Source organism: Caloramator fervidus (assembly GCF_900108045.1).
Taxonomy (GTDB): domain Bacteria; phylum Bacillota; class Clostridia; order Clostridiales; family Caloramatoraceae; genus Caloramator; species Caloramator fervidus.
The window spans coordinates 1-16,725 of sequence record NZ_FNUK01000029.1; the positions used below are offsets into that span (position 1 = coordinate 1).

Here is a 16,725-nt window from a genome sequence, read left to right on the forward strand (position 1 = left end):
ATATTGAATTAAAACTATTTTAATTAATACAACAGGATCTATGCTTGGTCTCCCATTATTTAAGCAATACATGTCCTTTACAAGATCATATATGAAATCAAAATTGATAGCTTTTTCTATTTTTCTAACTAAATGATCTTCTGGAACCAATTGGTCAACAGAGATAAATTCAACTTGTTCTCTACGAATTTTATCTTTGTTGATTGTTAGCATACTTATCCTCCTTTATTACTTCGTATATTATTATATTTCGACATAAAAAAAGAGAATCCTTTTTTTGTGATGGATTCTCTTTTTAAAATTATACTTTGTCAACAATCTGTATTATTATATTCTTTTTCTTTTTCTTCTTCTTTTTCTTTTTCTTCTTCTTTTTCTTCCCCATAGTCTATAAATAGGGTATCTATACTATATCCATACTGCTTACATAGGGTAATAAAATCTTTAGTAAATTGTTTGTTTTTTACTTGCTGCAGCTCCTTTACTATGCATGCCTTAACTTTAGGACTATCAATTTTGTTATATTTAATCCAGTTAACAACAAAAACTTCTTTAGTCATCTCATCATATTTAATTTTTCCATATTCAATGAACCTTTGTAGTAACTTATCAATTGTTTCCCTATTATAGCCTGTTTCAATCTCCATCACTTTTTTAGGCAATTCATAAATACCGCATTGACTTGTTTTGCTATTTGTTAGAAGATAAATATAAAAATACTTTTCTTCTGGTGTAAGCTCCAATATAAAACTATCTTGCCAAAAATTCGTATGAACTTGTCTGTAATGTGCCATTTATTCACCTTCTCCTTTGAGATTTTTTGTTCGAAAATCCCCCATTCCAAACGTTTGAATTTATAACTGCTATAATGCAGCCGTTGGAATAAGTTACGATAAACTTTAGGCTATTTACTGCAATCCTTTTAACAATTAAGCATTTATATCTTTCCTGCAGCTCCTTTAAAGAGGAGCATTTATTTATCCTTGCTGCTGATATTTTCATTTTGCTTGTCCCCCTTATAGTAAATATCATTTACCTGAAAGAACTTTATTCCTAACTCTCTAAGTCTTTTAACCTTTTCGGATTCATATATTACAACCCCATTAATTGTGATTTTCAAAATATGCTCGTCCAACTTTAATTCATCAGCTTTAGCAGTTTCCACCTTAAACCCTCCCATGTATTCTTTTTTCTAACCTTTGTCTTGCTCTTACTATTCTTTGCGTCCTTTCAATTATCTTTTCTTTTTTCATAGGATTTTCAATTACATCTTTCATTACAAGCCTTTTTAGTAACCTTATTTGCTGCATTTTTAACTTCTCAAGCCTTGTCAATTTATCACCACCTTTCATGGCTGCAGCTCCGGAAGAATATTCCGAACCTTTATTCCTTCCATGCTGCCTCATTCACCCATTTAAAGAAGGCCTCTTTAGGAATTAAGATTCTTCTTTTAGCTGCCTGTATCTTAGGGAAGTCCTTCCTATGCACCAAGTTAAGCATTGTATTGTAACTTACACCTAACAACTTTGCAGCCTCATCAATGTTTAGCGTTAGCCTTTGTATCTTTTCCTTCAATGCGTCGTCTGTGTAAATTTCATATTGCTTTTGCTCCATATCAAAGACCCCTTTCCTTTGCTTATTAAATAGGCACTTTTTTGATATGAAATTTTTTAAAGGTGTAAATGTATTACCTCGGTGTTTGATGTGCTAAAATATACTCTCCTCTGGGAACTTTTTAAAATAATTTTGATTTTAAAATTGACCTTTTAACCTATTGACTAAAATCTCTTTTTGTTTTGTTGATAGTTTTCTCGGAGGCCTAACTGATAACCAATTTTTCAATACAATAAAGGTTAACCCACCATCGCCATTATCTTTTTTAAATTTAACTCCTTCCGGATTCGCCTCTGCATACTTTTTAAGCTTTCTTATCAAAGGCTTGTTATAAGTGAAAATCTCTGCCTCTTTGTCCTTTTCGTTGAATAGGATTATTGTTTCCCTTTCCTCAAGTGATAACTTTGACATACTTAAAACCCCTTTCTTTTGTAATTTAATTTTCCCTGCAGCTCTCCAGCTGCTCTAATTTTCTTCTTAAAAGCTCATTTTCCGTCTTAAGTATCTTTAGCCTTATCATAAGCTCCGCATTTTGAGAACTTAGATTCTTTATGTCGTTGATTAGGCCTTCAATTATGTTTTCTTGCTGCTGGATGTATTGACACATTTTATCACCACCTTTCGTTTATATGTCTTTCCAACTTAGGAAGTCATGCCCTTGTAATTTACGATGTCATACGATTTTGAAAATCTCGTCAAAGTCAACTTCCAATGCGTCAGCTATGGCCTTTGCTGTTTTAGGCCTTGGTGAGGATTTACCATTTTCAATTAGGGATAAAGTAGAAAAAGCAATTCCTGTTTTTTGACTTAATTCTCTTAAACTAAATCCTTTTTTTACTCTTAAATGCTTGATTTTTTCTCCAAAAGTGTTAATCATAACATCACCTCTCTTATTCTATTTGTTTTTACAATTTTATTATATCAAACAGTTTGTTAATGTCAACATAAAGTTTAAAATATTTTTTGTGTTATTCGTTTAGTTTTTATATTGTTAATTCTATAAGTTTGTTTTATAATTAAAGTTAAACTAATTGTTTGTAGGAGGTGTGATAAGTTGAGTTTGTTTAGTGAAAGATTAAAAAAATTAAGAGAAGAAAAAAGTGTCTCAAGAAATGAATTAGCTGAAGAACTTAATGTATCAACTCAAACAATAGCCAATTATGAAAATGGAAATAGAGAACCAAATTTTGATAATTTAATTAAATTAGCTGATTATTTTAAAGTTACAACTGATTATTTGATAGGAAGAAGTGATTTTAGGACTTGGGAAGAAGAAATTGAATTTAAAAATATTAAGCTAATTGAGTTAGAAAATATTGAACAAATTGAGAAAAAAGAAAAAATTATAAGCACCCTTTTACAAATAAGAAAAAAAACAATTGAACTATTGAAAATAGATTATATTGTTGGTATTCATTTTATATCTTTGTTTGAAAACATAGTAAAACTTATTGAAGAAGTTATTATAGAATTTAAAAAAGTAAATACTGATAAGTCCTTATTAATAACAAGCACCATTGATAATCTATCATTAGATTTGGAAGTAGCAAAAGTTAAAGTATTTGCTAATACCATTTCAATTGAAGCTAACGAAAAGCTTAAAGAAATATATTCCGAAATAGATAAAAATTTTGATGAAATTCTATCATTCATTACATTAAGAATATTAGAAAAAAAAGACCCTATTTCGTTTAATACATTTATTGAACTAATTAATAAACTAACTCAAAAAAACTAATATATTTTATAAGTGCTTAACTAATATCACAAACCCCGCTAAATCACCAACCTTAAACATAGTATATCTCAGCTCTGCAGCAATAACCGGATTCCATTAAAGGGTATCGCAACTTGCGACCCCCTTTAAGTAAAAAAATTAATCTAAAAGAGGTGTTATAAATGCCCCTTACTGCATTTAATCCTTTTACATTTAAAGATTATTTAAACCTTCCTGATAATACAAACATTCAAGTTATTGATGGTGTGCCTTATAATATGTCTCCTTCTCCTTCAAGAATACATCAAAAACTTATTGTGGAGCTTGTAACTATAATCAATAATCATTTAAAAGCTAACAAGCTACCATGTGAAGTTTATTCCTCACCCTTGGACGTTATTTTCATTAATGAAGGTGAGGATATTTATTCATCTAAAAACATTGTTCAGCCGGATCTTTTTGTAGTATGTGATAAAAGCAAACTAACCGATAAAGGCATTGTCGGAAGTCCTGATTTTATCATTGAAATTGTTTCCCCTTCCTCGGCTGCCATTGACTATGTTAAAAAACTAAACCTGTATAACCAATTTAAAGTTAAAGAATACTGGATTATTAATCCTAATACTTTTAAAATACTTGTTTATAAACTGCAGGAAAACAACGAATATGCCGAACCCGAACAATTTACCTTTGATGATAAACTAAAAATAGAATCTTTAAACCTAATCATTGACTTTAAAACCTTAAAAGAAGGTGTTATAAATGCCTAAGAAAAGAGGGAATAACGAAGGAACGATATATAAGAGACCTAACGGAACTTGGTGCGGTCAAATTACACTTGGAAGAAAAGAGGACGGCAAACTTAAAAGGCTAACCTTTTATGGGAAAACAAGGCAGGAAGTTGCCGATAAGATTAATAAGGCTATTAATTCCTATAATGCAGGTGTATTAGTAGAGCCTTCACAACTTACATTAGGCAGCTGGCTAAATACTTGGCTATTTGAGTATAAAAAAAGCAGCTTGAGACCTTCAACACTGCAAAGTTATGAGTATTTGATTAGGTATCACATCAGCCCTGCATTAGGACATTATAAGCTAAAAGAGTTAAGGCCTGAGCATATACAACTTTTTTACAATGAAAAGCTAAAAGAAGGCCTATCACCAAGAACCGTTAAATATATTCATACCCTTTTACATGGTGCATTAAAACAGGCCGTAAAAAATAATATAGTCGCCCGTAATGTAACAGAGGCAACTATATTACCTAAGCAAAGTAAAAAAGAAATTAGGGTATTATCACTTGAGGAACAACAAAGATTTTTACAAGCCCTTGAAGGAGAACGTTTAAAGGCTGCTTTTATTATAGCACTTGCAACGGGATTAAGACAAGGTGAGCTATTAGCTCTTACGTGGGATAATGTGGACTTGAAAGAAGGAACAATAAAAGTTAAAAGGTCATTGAAAAGAGTAAAGAACTTTGACCCAAGTATAAAGAAAAATACTATTTTAATATTTCAAGAACCTAAAACAAGCTCCGGGATTAGGATTATTCCATTACCACCCGCAGCAATAGAGGAATTAAAGGAGCATAGAAAAAAGCAACTTGAAGAAAAGCTAAAAGCTGGTGAAGTTTACGAAGATAATAACCTTGTCTTTGCCACTGAACTTGGTAAACCTATTGACCCTAAAAACCTTGATAGAAAATTTAAAGCAATAATTAAAAAAGCTAATATTGACGATATAAACTTCCATGCTCTGCGTCATACTTATGCTACAAGGCTACTTGAGGCTAACGAACATCCTAAAGTAGTCCAAGAAATTTTAGGCCATAAGGATATTACAACAACGCTTAATATATATTCTCATGTTTTACCGGAAGTTAAAAAAGCTGCAGCTATGAAAATTAATCATCTGTTTGAAGTAGATAATAAAAATAAAAAGTCTAACTGATTATTTATGTCCTTTACCCTTTGTGTTATAATATTAATACCACTTCCGGAGGTTTTTTATATGGATAATAAAAATCTTTTGGCTGCAATTGAAGAACTGCTTGATAAAAAACTTGAACCTATTAACAACAAACTTGATAACATGGAGAAAAAATTAAATGCAGTATTTAACCAAGTGGCCGACCTTACAGAGTTTAAAACCAAAGTTAAAGAAAAACTTGATAGCATTAGAGATGATATTAACACTATTGAATATATAACATCTAAAAACTGGAATGAAATAACTAAGCTAAAAATAGCAAAATAATAAATGGGACGGTAAAATGCCGCCCCATTTTCTTTATAAGAGTTTTTCACAAAAAGTGTAAAACCTCAAGTTCCGGCCTTCTGGAAGGTTTTAATTTTTGCTCCGGCCTTGTGGAGCAACTTTAATTTTCCCCTTCTTTCTTGTTTCAATAATCACTTATGCAAGATACCCTGCCATAGTAAGGTATCTTGCAATATATTATTAATAAATTCATTCCTTCGCCCACTTCCGGTCGAATTTCAAACCCTTGTAGAAGGCCGAAGCTTTAAAATCGATTTTAAGGCCTTCCTTCTAACGTTTTCTCTTTGAAACTTAACTATGAAAATTTTGAAAGGTATAAACATATTACCCTTTGATTTTATACCTCATCTACTCCGATATCACATCGATAGAGTCAAAACTAAAATCGATTTTAAATTCTTACTCTCCATGTTTAGCCTTAGGAACTAAATAATAAAACATCTAAAGGTATAAATATATCACCTCTATATTTTACCCCTTAAATATGCTCCTATTTCTGGACGTCAGTTAAAGCTAAAATCGATTTTTAAGGTATCCCCAACTTACGGACACATTTAAAAGCATTACCGACTTGGCAATACCTTTAGATTATCTCATAAGGCTGCAAGGTATCGATAATTTATCGCCACATGTTAAGGACGTTCCAATTTATAACGTCCTTTTAACTCATAATTAACCTTGGAATTGTGCAGCAAAATAAAAATGCAGGCTGCTAAATAACAACCTGCAAAATAAATTTTTCTCCCGTTGCAGTAAAATTGCAGTATTTTTTGCTTACTGCAACTTACTGCAATTTGTGGAATCCTTGAAAATACTGGTGCGCCCGGAGGGACTCGAACCCCCGACCAACTGATTCGTAGTCAGCTACTCTATCCAGCTGAGCTACGGGCGCATGTTTAGTTAAAAAGCCGCACTTTGTGCGGCTTCTGGCGGAGAAGGCGGGATTCGAACCCGCGCGTCGGTTTCCCGACCTACGCCCTTAGCAGGGGCGCCTCTTCGACCAACTTGAGTACTTCTCCACACCATATGCTATATAAAAATTGGCGGAGAGGGTGGGATTCGAACCCACGGTGGAGTTGCCCCCACGCCGGTTTTCAAGACCGGTGCCTTAAACCAGCTCGACCACCTCTCCGTGTCGGACACTTATTATTATAATAACTTAATATAATATTGTCAACATATTTTTTAAAATTTCTATAGGAAATTAAAACCCCACTTTTTAAAAAGTGGGGTAACACTTCTATTTTATTACTTCTATTCCACCCATGTATGGTCTTAAAACTTCAGGAACTATTACTGAACCATCCTCTTGTTGATAATTTTCAAGTATTGCTGCAACTGTTCTTCCAACAGCAACGCCTGAACCATTTAATGTATGAACATATTCTGGTTTTGATTTTGGATCCCTCTTAAACCTTATGTTTGCTCTTCTTGCTTGGAAATCTTCAAAGTTTGAACAACTTGATATTTCGACGTATCTTCCATAGCTTGGCATCCAAACTTCTATGTCATACTTTTTAGCAGCTGTAAACCCTAAATCTCCTGAACAAATCAAAACAACTCTATATGGAAGTCCAAGAAGCTGTAAAACTTCTTCAGCATCCCTTGTTAGGCTTTCAAGTTCCTCATAACTCTTTTGTGGATCTGCAAATTTAACAAGTTCTACTTTATTAAATTGATGCTGTCTTATAAGGCCTCTTGTATCCCTTCCTGCTGAACCTGCTTCAGATCTAAAACATGCTGAATAAGCAACATATTTTAATGGAAGTTTTGAACCATCTAACACTTCGTTCATGTGCATATTTGTTACAGGAACTTCAGCTGTTGGAATTAAGAAATAATCAAAATCTGAAACCTTAAAAGCATCCTCTTCAAACTTTGGAAGCTGACCTGTTCCTGTCATACTCTTTCTATTCACTAAAAATGGTGGAAATACTTCTATGTATCCATGCTTTTCTGTATGAAGATCAAGGAAAAAGTTTATCAAGGCTCTTTCAAGCCTTGCACCAAGCCCTTTGTAGAAAGTAAATCTTGCACCAGTAACTTTTGCTGCTGTTTCAAAGTCAAGTATTCCAAGATTTACTCCAATATCCCAATGGGCCTTAGGCTCGAAGTCAAACTTTCTTGGTTCTCCCCATCTTCTTACTTCAACATTATCCTCATCAGTTTCTCCCTTTGGAACATCTTTATGAGGAATGTTTGGAATTCTAAGAAGCAAATATTCTATCTCCTCTTCAATCTTTGCAAGCTCATCATCCATTTCCTTTATTTTGTCTGAAAGCTCCTTCATCTCATTAACAAGTTCCTCAGCATCTTTTCCTTCCTTTTTAAGCCTTGCAATTTCTTGTGAAGCAGTGTTTTTCTTATTCTTTAAAGCCTCTACCTCTACAAGTATTTGTCTTCTTCTTTCATCAAGTTCTACAACCTTGTCTATCATATCAAGGGTAAAGGCCTCTCCTCTAATTTTTAAAGCTTCCTTTACTTCTTCTGGATTTGTCCTGATTCTTTTTATATCTAGCATCTCTTCCCCTCCTTAAAATTTATAATAAAAAGCCTTCCATCCCCAAAGGGACGAAAGGCTTACCTTCCGCGGTGCCACCCTATTTGACCTTAAGGTCCACTTTTTGTGGTATAACGGCCACAAACCGTTTTGCTCATCGCAAACCCTCTGGAGTGGATTCAATAAGGCTAAACACCGGTTCGCACCAACCACCGGCTCTCTTAAGTTTAAACCTTATCTACTATTCTCCATCACCGGTTTTAATATATTATATCTCAATATTTTCAAAAAATGCAATAATTTTATTTTATCAAAAATTGTCCTTTTTCATATATAAGCTCTCCATCCGCATATATTTTTCCTTCTTCTTTCATATCACAAAGCATATCCCAATGGATTGAAGACATGTTCTTTCCTCCAGCTTCAGGGAAAGCCCTTCCTATAGCAAGATGAATAGTTCCACCTATTTTTTCATCAAAAAGCATATTCTTTGTAAACTTTTGAATTCCATAATTTGTTCCTATTGCAACTTCCCCTAAAAACTTTGCTCCCTCGTCAGTTTCTAAAAGCTCTAAAAGAAGATCTTCTCCCTTTGCTGCCTTTGCCTTTACAACCTTTCCATCTTTAAATTCAAGATATATATCCTCAATTTCCCTTCCTGCATATATCCCTGGGAAACTAAATCTTATATAACCATTTACACTATCTTCTACAGGACTTGTAAACACTTCACCATCTGGGAAGTTTTCCTCTCCACAGCAGTTTATCCACTTTCTTCCCTTTATACTCATCGTAATATCTGTATCCTTTGAGACTATCCTTAAAGTTTCTTTTTTGTTTAAATATTCACATATTTTTTCCTGTTCTTTTTTTATCTGCATCCATCTTGCTACTGGATCATCTTCATAGATAAATCCTGCACCATAAACAAAATCCTCATATTCAGAAAGAGACATTGAAGCCTCTTGAGCATTTGCATGAGTTGGAAATTGAGTTCCGCACCATCTTAACTCTTTATTTGCCATTCTCTTATGGAATATCTCCATAAGTTCTTTTCTTCCCCTTGATCTTAGCTTCATCTTTGAAGCATCTACATTTGTTAAAAACCTAGTGTTTACATCTCCCCATATAGTTAAAATAGCATCAACTGTTTCAAAAGCTCTTTTTTGAGATTCTGGAACATATGTAATTTGTTCTTCTGAACCATACTTTAATAACATTTCTGTTAAATCTTCAATTCCTATATCTACTTGAGGAAATGCTCCAAGTTCTATGGCCTTTTTATAAACTGCCTTAATTAAAGGCAACGTAGCTTCTCCTCCAGATATTAAAAGTTTATCTCCTTTTTTTATTTTAAGAGAATAATTTAAAAGAACATCAGCAAGCTTTTCGATTCTTCTGTCCATTTTTAAACCTCCAATCAAAAAGGGTTCTATGGAAATTATACCATAGAACCGCATCTTTACAACCTTCTACTTAGCTTTTTGTTTTAACTTTTCTATTATATTTTCTAATTCTTTTATAAACTTTCCATACCCTGCCCAATCACCATTTTTCTGAGCCTCTATAGCCTTTTTATATGTCTCATCTGCCTTATCTATTAAAGTTTTTAAATCCTCCTCATTATATTGCTCTGAAATAGTTTGATTAAACAACTTCTTAATAGCAAGGCCTATGTTATCCTCCATAACTAAGGTATCACCATAATTTACAATAACCTTTTTAAGCTCAGGAAGACTTTTTCCGCCTTGTGCCTTAAGATATAAAGGTCTTACATAAAGAAGTGAATTTTTAATTGGTATTATATTTGTTTCCCCTAATATTACGCTTGAACCTTGCTGATTTAAAAGGGTTATAAGACTTGATATTTGAATATCGGTATTTATTCTAGAATTAAACTGCTGAGGACCTAAAATAGCCTTTTCCTTTGGAAATCTTATAAGAAGCATCTCTCCTAAATTTTTATCCATTCTAACAGCCAGCCATGATACCATATTTTCCTTTTTAGCAACCGTATAGGGTATTGTAAGTAAAAACTCTTCATCATCAAATATTTTCATTACTTGATAAACTGCTTCAACAGGTCTTTCACTTCCATCAGAATTTTTATATTTTGCAATAGACCATAAATCTTCGCTATTGTAGAAGGAAATAGGATTTTTCATATGATATTTTTCATAAACTGTTGCTTGAACCATAAATACATCTTCAGAATATCTAAGATGTTTTTTAATCTCCTGCGGCATATCCTTTATATCTTTAAAAATCCCTTTATAAATATTTCCTATAGTTAAAGCTATAGGATCATTTTTATCTACTAAATAAAAATCTACTTTTCCATCATAGGCATCTACAACTACTTTTACAGAATTTCTAATATAGTTTATTCCAAAATAAGGTTCAGAATATGGAAATCTATCCGTAACAGTATAGGCATCTATTATCCAATACAACCTTCCATTTGCAATAACTAAATAGGGATCCTCATCATAATTTAAAAATGGAGCTATCTTTTTTACTCTTTTTACTATGTCCCTGTTTAATATTATCCTAGAATCGGAAGTTACATTGCTGGATAAAATAATATTTAAATCCCCATAAGCTAAAGCAAAAATAATTCTATTTAATGGCGAAAGCCTTATCCCTGCTTTTCCATCATATCTAGTTTCTTTTTCTCCACTTCCATAAGGATAGTCTATTTCATTGTTTCTAGCATTTACTATTATATAATCATTGTTTATCTCTCCAAAATATATCTGTGGCTTATCAATATTTATTTTTCCTGAAACAGGTATATCCTTTAATATAAATTGAGGAAGTCCTGTTTGTGTTACCGTATTGGTATATGACATTACAGCTCCATATCCGTGGGTATAAAAAAGCTTTTTATTTTGCCAAGTTTGAAATTTAGGATCCCTTAAAGAATTATCAAGCTCCCTTGCTGAAATAAATACCTGCCTCAACCTTCCGTCTATTACATATCTATCTATGTCAACATCATTAAATCTATAATAATTCCTTATAGCTTGAATTTGATTAAATACCTCTAAAGACTGAGAAAATTCTGTTACTCTTATATTATCTATTGTATCTTTGTTTTCCTGTATATCCTTTAAAGTAAGATCGTTTTTTACATCAAACTCCCTTTCTTTTACATTTTCAAGCCCAAAAGCCTTTCTTGTATATTCTATGTTATATTTTAAATAAGGCATCTCCTTTTCCCTTGCATTAGGAGACACTATAATTTTTTCAACTACAAAGGATGCTATTTCTTCAAAAAGTATTAAAGCTACAATGATTAAGGCGACAGATATAATTCCTTTTATATTCCTTTTTAATATAAAAAAGAACATTACAAAAGAAGCAAACAAGCAAAGTAAAGATAAAACCTTAAAAAACGGAAGAGTAACATTGATATCCGTATAACTTGCTCCAAAAGCAACTCCCCTTGGGGAATATACAAGATTTAACGCCTTTATATAAAAAACTGCTGAAAGAAGAAGTAAAAATGCAGAAGCAAAATAAGCAATTTGCTTTGCAAAAAATCTTGATTTTGAATTTTTCATAAAGCTAATGCTGACAATTCCATCTCTTGCCTTTTCAATAGCATAAAATATAAAAGATATTACAAAAAGAAATAATAGCATAGTCATAAAAAATCCAAGGATAGCTTGTATTAATGGAAGTTTAAATATAAAAAATCCTACATCTTTATTAAAAATAGGATCTTTTAAATTAAAGTTTTCTCCATTTATAAACTCTAAAATCTTATACCAAAAGGCGTTTGTAAATATAAAGGATATAACAAAGGCTATGATGCTTGATATAATTAGCATAAGTTTATTTCTTCTCTTTAAATAAAAATCATCATAAACTACCTGCCCCATTTGAATATAACTTTGAGTTAAAAACCTAGCATAAAAATATATAACCAGTAAAAAAATGAAAAAAGATGGCAAAAATATAATAAGCTTTGCTTTAAATGAGGTAAAAAATACTCCCAAGTACCCTACTTCCTTAAACCATTGAATATCAACTAAAAAACCTGATATCATGGATAACAAAAATAAAATAACAAATGTAAAAGCTATAGCTTTTCCCCAAAAATTTTTTACTTTCCCCCTAATCATAAATAACATATCCCCTTTCTTTTAAAGCATTAACTATTCTTTGTAAATCTTCTTGTGTCTCAGCTTCAATTGTATGAAGATGTACCCCATCAGTTAAATCTAATAGGGGCTTGTCTTTACTTTGCCTTAGCTTTTCTAAAAATTTTTCAACATCATAAAAAGATTTTAACATAAGCTTTCCTGTTATCTCACCATAAACCTTATGCTCTATGGTAACATCTATCACCTTTCCACCTAAAGAAACTATAGTTTTTAATTCATCTTCTATTTCTTCTTTAGAATGTTTAACTGCTATGACTTTAGAATAACTTTTTTGGCCTCCTAAAAAAATATACCCTTGAGGAGTTGAAACTATATTATGGCCTTGGGCTTTTAATATTGCAATATCTTGAACTATTACCTGTCTTGTAACAGAAAATCTATCGGCAAGCTCCCCCCCTTTAATAGGAACTTTAGATTCTTTCAATAAATTTAATATGTGTAATCTTCTTTCATCCCCCTTCATAAAATCCCTCCTACTGTGCAGTTAACCAATCTACAAGCCATGCACCATCTATATTAACACATGTAAAGTATAAATCTTTTCCTAAAACCTTTTTACCTGAGCTATCAACTTGATAAAAATTTACTTTTACCTTTGCTTTTTGTTTTGTAGGATCTAATATATACCCACCTACAACAAAATCTGCGTTTAAAAATCCTAATGCCTTAGTCTCCTCCATCTCCTTAACATAATCATCATAATATTTTCTATAAGTATTGTTCTCATCGTCAGACATTAAAAGGTAGGCTTCAAGCCACCTTCCTTCCTTTTCTAAAGTCATTTGCCTTTTTAAAATTTCGTTAGGTAAAGCTTTTTTGTCTCTATCAAAATAACTTCTATTTCTCATAAGAGGAACATTTATAGAAACATTTCCCTTTAAAGTATCATAAGTTTTTCCATTAACTCGAATTAAAACCTTTCTAATTCCAGGTATCTCGGTTAAAGAGTTTACTAAAGAAAAAACTGTTAATTCCTCATTAACTTTACCACCAGGATGATTTTTTATAAATTCCTTAGATAAATTCACTATAATTAAATCATCCTTTTTAGATACAGAAATAAGTTTTGTTCCTTTTGGAAAAGGATTTTTATATCCTAAAGTTTTAGGCCCCTTTATAAGCTCTTCTATTATAGTCCTTTCCAATGAAGCATTTAAGAAAGTCTTTCTTTCTTCAGCCTTTAATTTGTTTGAAGCATCAGGATAATAAAGTATAATATTCACTAGTTGCTTTTTTTGGTCTACATCTATATTTTCTATTTTGGTTTCAAGGCTTTTACAACCTAAAATAATAAAAAAACAAAGCAAAGTAGTGAGTATCCTCTTCATATTTATACCTCCAAAGGTAGTTTTATTATAAAAGCAGTTCCCTCCCCTACTTTGCTTTTAACTTCTATATCCCCCTTATGAAGTTTTATTATATGCTTTACAATAGAAAGCCCAAGGCCTGCTCCTCCTGTTTTTCTTGCTCTTGTTTTATCAACCCTATAAAATCTATCAAATATATATGGAAGGTCTTCCTCTGGAATTCCTATTCCATAATCCCTAATGGTTATCTTAGCTACATCATCCCTCTCTATCAATATATCTATTTTTGAATTTTCGTTTGAATACTTTATAGCATTTTCTATTAAATTGTATAGCGCTCTAAACATATTATCCCTATTTAAATTAAGAATTATACCATCTCCATTTAAGTATATGCTTATATTTTTTGATTTTGCAATTGGTTCAAGACTTTTTATAACTTCCTTTAAAAGTTCCTTTATATTTAAACTGGTCATTTTTAATTCATCTGCATTCTCGATTTGAGCAAGCTCCAAAAGCCCATTAACAAGCTTAGATAACCTATCTATCTCTTTATTTATACTTTGTAAAAACTCATCCCTAACAGCCTTATCCTCAAAACCTCCTTGAATTAAAGATTCTACTAAAACTTTCATACCTGCAAGAGGAGATTTTAATTCATGTGACGCATCGGCTACAAACTGTCTTCTTTTTTTATCAAGTTCTACGATCCTTTTATTCATCTCATTAAAAGCCTGACAAAGCCTTCTTATTTCTTTATATCCATCAACCTTAATTTCTCTTAAAACTATATCATCCTTTAAATTTTCAATCGCATCAACTACTGTATTTAAAGGCGTTACTATTGTCTTTGATATATAAAAACTATATAAAAATACTATTCCTAAAATAACAAATGATACAAATAAAATTTGTTTTTCTATATTCATAATCCTATTTAAAGCTTCCTCAAGAGGATTTATAAAAATAACATTGCCAATATGTATACCGTTTTTAAATATGGGATAAGATAACAAATAAAAGTCTTCACCGGATATATTTATTTTTTTGGTAAATACTTCGCTTTTCATAAATTCATTATAAGATATAACTTTATTAAAATCATTATATAAAACCTTATTGTCCATTATAATAACCACTTTAGAATAAACATCCTTTTGAATTTGTTTTATTTTTTCTTTATCTACTTTATTAGAATATACATCTATATAATCTAAAACCGTCTTTGCAGCAAATAAAATATCACTTTTTTTAGATTCTATGTAAAAATTTTGAAGTATAAAATATATAGAAATATTAATAAGAAAAATTAACAAAAAAATAATAGAAAAGTAAGAAAACACAAGCCTATATCTTAATTTATTCTCCATTATAATAATAACCAACTCCCCATTTAGTTAAAATATAATGAGGATTTGCAGGATCCTTTTCTATTTTTTCCCTTAATCTTCTTATATGAACATCAACAGTTCTAGAATCTCCAACATAATCATAACCCCAAATAATTTCTAAAAGAGATTCTCTGCTATAAACTTTTTTAGGATTTGTTACAAGTAAAAACAATATATCAAACTCCTTAGCTGTAAGATCGACAGATTTTCCACAAATACTTACCCTTCTTGAAGCAACATCTATCATAATATCTCCGCTTTTTATAATGTCTACTTTTACATTAGATACTTCATAAGCTCTTCTTAAAAGAGCCTTTACCCTTGCTTTAAGCTCTGCAATACTAAAAGGCTTTGTTAGATAATCATCTGCTCCAAGTTCAAAAGCCTTCACTTTATCCTCATCATATCCCTTTGCGGTAAGCATTAATACAGGGATAGATTTTGATTTATCCCTTACCTTTTTTAATACTTGCATTCCATCAAAATGAGGAAGCATTATATCTATTATAATTAAATTATAAATGTTTTCAAATATCATTCTAAGAGCTGTCTCACCATCATAGGCCACATCAACCTGATAACCTTCGTTCTCAAGATTATATTTAATACCCTTTACTATATTTTCTTCATCGTCTATTAATAAAATTTTGTAGTTCAATAATATCCCCCCTAGTTTTTATATTATTATAACATATTTTTCATAAATTAAAAATATTCTAATTTTTGCAATCACACTCCTGCAGCAACTTAAGTTTTTTATCGTTTATATTGTAATTATGATGATTTTCAATAAGAAATAATAGATATTCATCTGTAGGATACAAGTATTGTACTGCAATTTTAGGATGATCATAATAATATTTTATAAACTTAATCTTTTTCACTTTTCTTAGCTGTCTAGAAAACATTCTATCTAAAATAACCATAATAGATTTTGTTAAAACATTAAGACCGCTATTTATTTTTCCTACATCATGTAAAAGAGCAGCTTTAACAAGAAGTATATCATAACATCCTTCTTTTACTGATCTATCTATAACTTGTCTTGCAACCTTTAAACTATGATATTGATCAGCTTTGTTTAACTTATAAAATAATTCCTTTTCCTTAGAATTTAAATAAAAATTTATAAAATCATAATCTTTTTTCTCTAACTTAGCAACAAAGGTTTGAAAAAACTGTTTTATTCTATAAAACATAAAAATCCCTCCTAATAAAAAAAGGCAAGGATTTCTCCTTGCCCTTAGATTATGGAGCCGGCTATAGGACTCGAACCTACAACCTACTGATTACAAGTCAGTTGCTCTACCAATTGAGCTAAGCCGGCATTTGGCGACCCAGAAGGGACTCGAACCCTCGACCTCCGGCGTGACAGGCCGGCACTCTAACCAGCTGAGCTACTGGGCCAAACTTACCCGGCAGTCACCTACTCTCCCAGGCCGTCTCCAGCCTAGTACCATCGGCGAAGGTAGGCTTAACCTTCGTGTTCGGAATGGGAACGGGTGTTTCCCTACCTCCATCACCACCGGATATACACAACTGCACAAGTAGATCAAGTCCTCGACCTATTAGTACCAGTCAGCTAAACGCCTTACGACGCTTACACCTCTGGCCTATCTACCTGGTAGTCTTCCAGGGGTCTTACCGCTCTCGCGTGGGAAATCTCATCTCGGGGTGGGCTTCGCGCTTAGATGCCTTCAGCGCTTATCCCGTCCGAACATGGCTACCCAGCTGTGCCCTTGGCAAG

The 16,725-nt window shown here is 31.9% G+C and carries 21 protein-coding genes, 5 tRNA genes, 2 rRNA genes and 1 other annotated feature; of the genes, 4 read left to right on the forward strand and 24 right to left on the reverse strand.

What is annotated here, in order from left to right:
- The 9 genes from C4R78_RS08510 to C4R78_RS08545 all read right to left on the reverse strand — a co-directional run.
- On the reverse strand, positions 1-213 hold a 213-nt coding region (locus C4R78_RS08510; protein WP_146057682.1), incomplete at its 3' end, for a transposase.
- A gap of 98 nt (positions 214-311) precedes the next feature.
- A complete protein-coding gene (locus C4R78_RS08515) occupies positions 312-794 on the reverse strand; it encodes a replication protein (RefSeq protein ID WP_207654290.1) in 483 nt (160 codons plus the stop codon).
- A 4-nt stretch (positions 795-798) separates the two neighbouring features.
- On the reverse strand, positions 799-1,002 hold the full coding sequence (locus C4R78_RS08520) for a hypothetical protein (RefSeq protein WP_103896641.1): 204 nt from the start codon (positions 1,000-1,002) through the stop codon (positions 799-801).
- On the reverse strand, positions 974-1,165 hold the full coding sequence (locus C4R78_RS08525) for a hypothetical protein (RefSeq protein ID WP_103896642.1): 192 nt from the start codon (positions 1,163-1,165) through the stop codon (positions 974-976). Before C4R78_RS08525 ends, C4R78_RS08520 begins: the two co-directional genes overlap by 29 nt.
- 1 nt (position 1,166) lies before the next feature.
- On the reverse strand, positions 1,167-1,406 hold the full coding sequence (locus C4R78_RS08530; RefSeq protein ID WP_159945871.1) for a hypothetical protein: 240 nt from the start codon (positions 1,404-1,406) through the stop codon (positions 1,167-1,169).
- The gene (locus C4R78_RS08535) at positions 1,384-1,614 is read right to left on the reverse strand and encodes a helix-turn-helix domain-containing protein (protein WP_008908330.1); all 231 of its coding nucleotides are present in this window, start codon (positions 1,612-1,614) and stop codon (positions 1,384-1,386) included. Before C4R78_RS08535 ends, C4R78_RS08530 begins: the two co-directional genes overlap by 23 nt.
- Positions 1,615-1,752: 138 nt before the next feature.
- The gene (locus C4R78_RS08540; RefSeq protein WP_103896644.1) at positions 1,753-2,025 is read right to left on the reverse strand and encodes a hypothetical protein; all 273 of its coding nucleotides are present in this window, start codon (positions 2,023-2,025) and stop codon (positions 1,753-1,755) included.
- Between the two features lie 25 nt (positions 2,026-2,050).
- Positions 2,051-2,221, reverse strand: a complete 171-nt coding sequence (locus C4R78_RS09410) for a hypothetical protein (protein ID WP_008908332.1) — start codon at positions 2,219-2,221, stop codon at positions 2,051-2,053.
- A gap of 66 nt (positions 2,222-2,287) precedes the next feature.
- Entirely contained in the window at positions 2,288-2,491 is a 204-nt protein-coding gene (locus C4R78_RS08545) for a helix-turn-helix domain-containing protein (RefSeq protein ID WP_103896645.1), read from the reverse strand.
- A 177-nt stretch (positions 2,492-2,668) separates the two neighbouring features.
- Here C4R78_RS08545 and C4R78_RS08550 point away from each other — a divergent pair, with 177 nt between their 5' ends.
- The 4 genes from C4R78_RS08550 to C4R78_RS08565 all read left to right on the forward strand — a co-directional run bounded on the left by C4R78_RS08550 (position 2,669) and on the right by C4R78_RS08565 (position 5,587).
- Entirely contained in the window at positions 2,669-3,352 is a 684-nt protein-coding gene (locus C4R78_RS08550) for a helix-turn-helix domain-containing protein (protein WP_173689760.1), read from the forward strand.
- Between the two features lie 161 nt (positions 3,353-3,513).
- Complete coding sequence (locus tag C4R78_RS08555) at positions 3,514-4,101, forward strand: Uma2 family endonuclease (RefSeq protein ID WP_103896646.1); 588 nt, start codon at positions 3,514-3,516, stop codon at positions 4,099-4,101.
- Positions 4,094-5,281, forward strand: coding sequence for a tyrosine-type recombinase/integrase (locus tag C4R78_RS08560; RefSeq protein WP_103896647.1), 1,188 nt, complete (start codon positions 4,094-4,096; stop codon positions 5,279-5,281). The genes C4R78_RS08555 and C4R78_RS08560 overlap by 8 nt, the downstream gene beginning before the upstream one ends.
- 60 nt (positions 5,282-5,341) lie before the next feature.
- The gene (locus C4R78_RS08565) at positions 5,342-5,587 is read left to right on the forward strand and encodes a hypothetical protein (RefSeq protein WP_103896648.1); all 246 of its coding nucleotides are present in this window, start codon (positions 5,342-5,344) and stop codon (positions 5,585-5,587) included.
- Between the two features lie 836 nt (positions 5,588-6,423).
- On the opposite strand, the gene C4R78_RS08570 is transcribed toward C4R78_RS08565, so the two are convergent.
- From C4R78_RS08570 to C4R78_RS08640, 15 genes are all read right to left on the reverse strand, one after another.
- Positions 6,424-6,500, reverse strand: a tRNA-Arg gene (locus tag C4R78_RS08570).
- Between the two features lie 35 nt (positions 6,501-6,535).
- Positions 6,536-6,627: transfer RNA gene (locus C4R78_RS08575), tRNA-Ser, on the reverse strand.
- 22 nt (positions 6,628-6,649) lie between these two features.
- Positions 6,650-6,740: transfer RNA gene (locus C4R78_RS08580), tRNA-Ser, on the reverse strand.
- A gap of 108 nt (positions 6,741-6,848) precedes the next feature.
- Positions 6,849-8,129, reverse strand: a complete 1,281-nt coding sequence (gene serS, locus C4R78_RS08585; RefSeq protein WP_103896649.1) for a serine--tRNA ligase — start codon at positions 8,127-8,129, stop codon at positions 6,849-6,851.
- Positions 8,130-8,172: 43 nt separating this feature from the next.
- Positions 8,173-8,372 (reverse strand) — a binding site (T-box leader).
- A gap of 38 nt (positions 8,373-8,410) precedes the next feature.
- The gene (locus C4R78_RS08590) at positions 8,411-9,514 is read right to left on the reverse strand and encodes an aminopeptidase (protein WP_103896650.1); all 1,104 of its coding nucleotides are present in this window, start codon (positions 9,512-9,514) and stop codon (positions 8,411-8,413) included.
- A gap of 66 nt (positions 9,515-9,580) precedes the next feature.
- Complete coding sequence (locus C4R78_RS08595) at positions 9,581-12,238, reverse strand: UPF0182 family membrane protein (protein ID WP_159945873.1); 2,658 nt, start codon at positions 12,236-12,238, stop codon at positions 9,581-9,583.
- On the reverse strand, positions 12,231-12,743 hold the full coding sequence (locus C4R78_RS08600) for a transcription repressor NadR (RefSeq protein ID WP_103896652.1): 513 nt from the start codon (positions 12,741-12,743) through the stop codon (positions 12,231-12,233). The genes C4R78_RS08595 and C4R78_RS08600 overlap by 8 nt, the downstream gene beginning before the upstream one ends.
- Before the next feature lie 10 nt (positions 12,744-12,753).
- Positions 12,754-13,608: a GerMN domain-containing protein gene (locus C4R78_RS08605; RefSeq protein ID WP_103896653.1), complete on the reverse strand. Its 855-nt coding sequence runs from the start codon at positions 13,606-13,608 to the stop codon at positions 12,754-12,756.
- Between the two features lie 2 nt (positions 13,609-13,610).
- Positions 13,611-14,957 carry a sensor histidine kinase gene (locus C4R78_RS08610; protein WP_146057683.1) on the reverse strand — a complete coding sequence of 449 codons (1,347 nt, stop codon included), beginning with the start codon at positions 14,955-14,957 and terminating at the stop codon, positions 13,611-13,613.
- Positions 14,947-15,636, reverse strand: coding sequence for a response regulator transcription factor (locus tag C4R78_RS08615; protein WP_103896655.1), 690 nt, complete (start codon positions 15,634-15,636; stop codon positions 14,947-14,949). The genes C4R78_RS08610 and C4R78_RS08615 overlap by 11 nt, the downstream gene beginning before the upstream one ends.
- A 58-nt stretch (positions 15,637-15,694) precedes the next feature.
- The gene (locus C4R78_RS08620; RefSeq protein ID WP_103896656.1) at positions 15,695-16,177 is read right to left on the reverse strand and encodes an HD domain-containing protein; all 483 of its coding nucleotides are present in this window, start codon (positions 16,175-16,177) and stop codon (positions 15,695-15,697) included.
- Between the two features lie 52 nt (positions 16,178-16,229).
- Positions 16,230-16,305: transfer RNA gene (locus C4R78_RS08625), tRNA-Thr, on the reverse strand.
- Between the two features lie 3 nt (positions 16,306-16,308).
- A tRNA-Asp gene (locus C4R78_RS08630) sits at positions 16,309-16,385 on the reverse strand.
- A gap of 6 nt (positions 16,386-16,391) precedes the next feature.
- A 5S ribosomal RNA gene (gene rrf, locus C4R78_RS08635) occupies positions 16,392-16,508 on the reverse strand.
- Between the two features lie 18 nt (positions 16,509-16,526).
- A 23S ribosomal RNA gene (locus tag C4R78_RS08640) occupies positions 16,527-16,725 on the reverse strand; the annotation flags it as partial.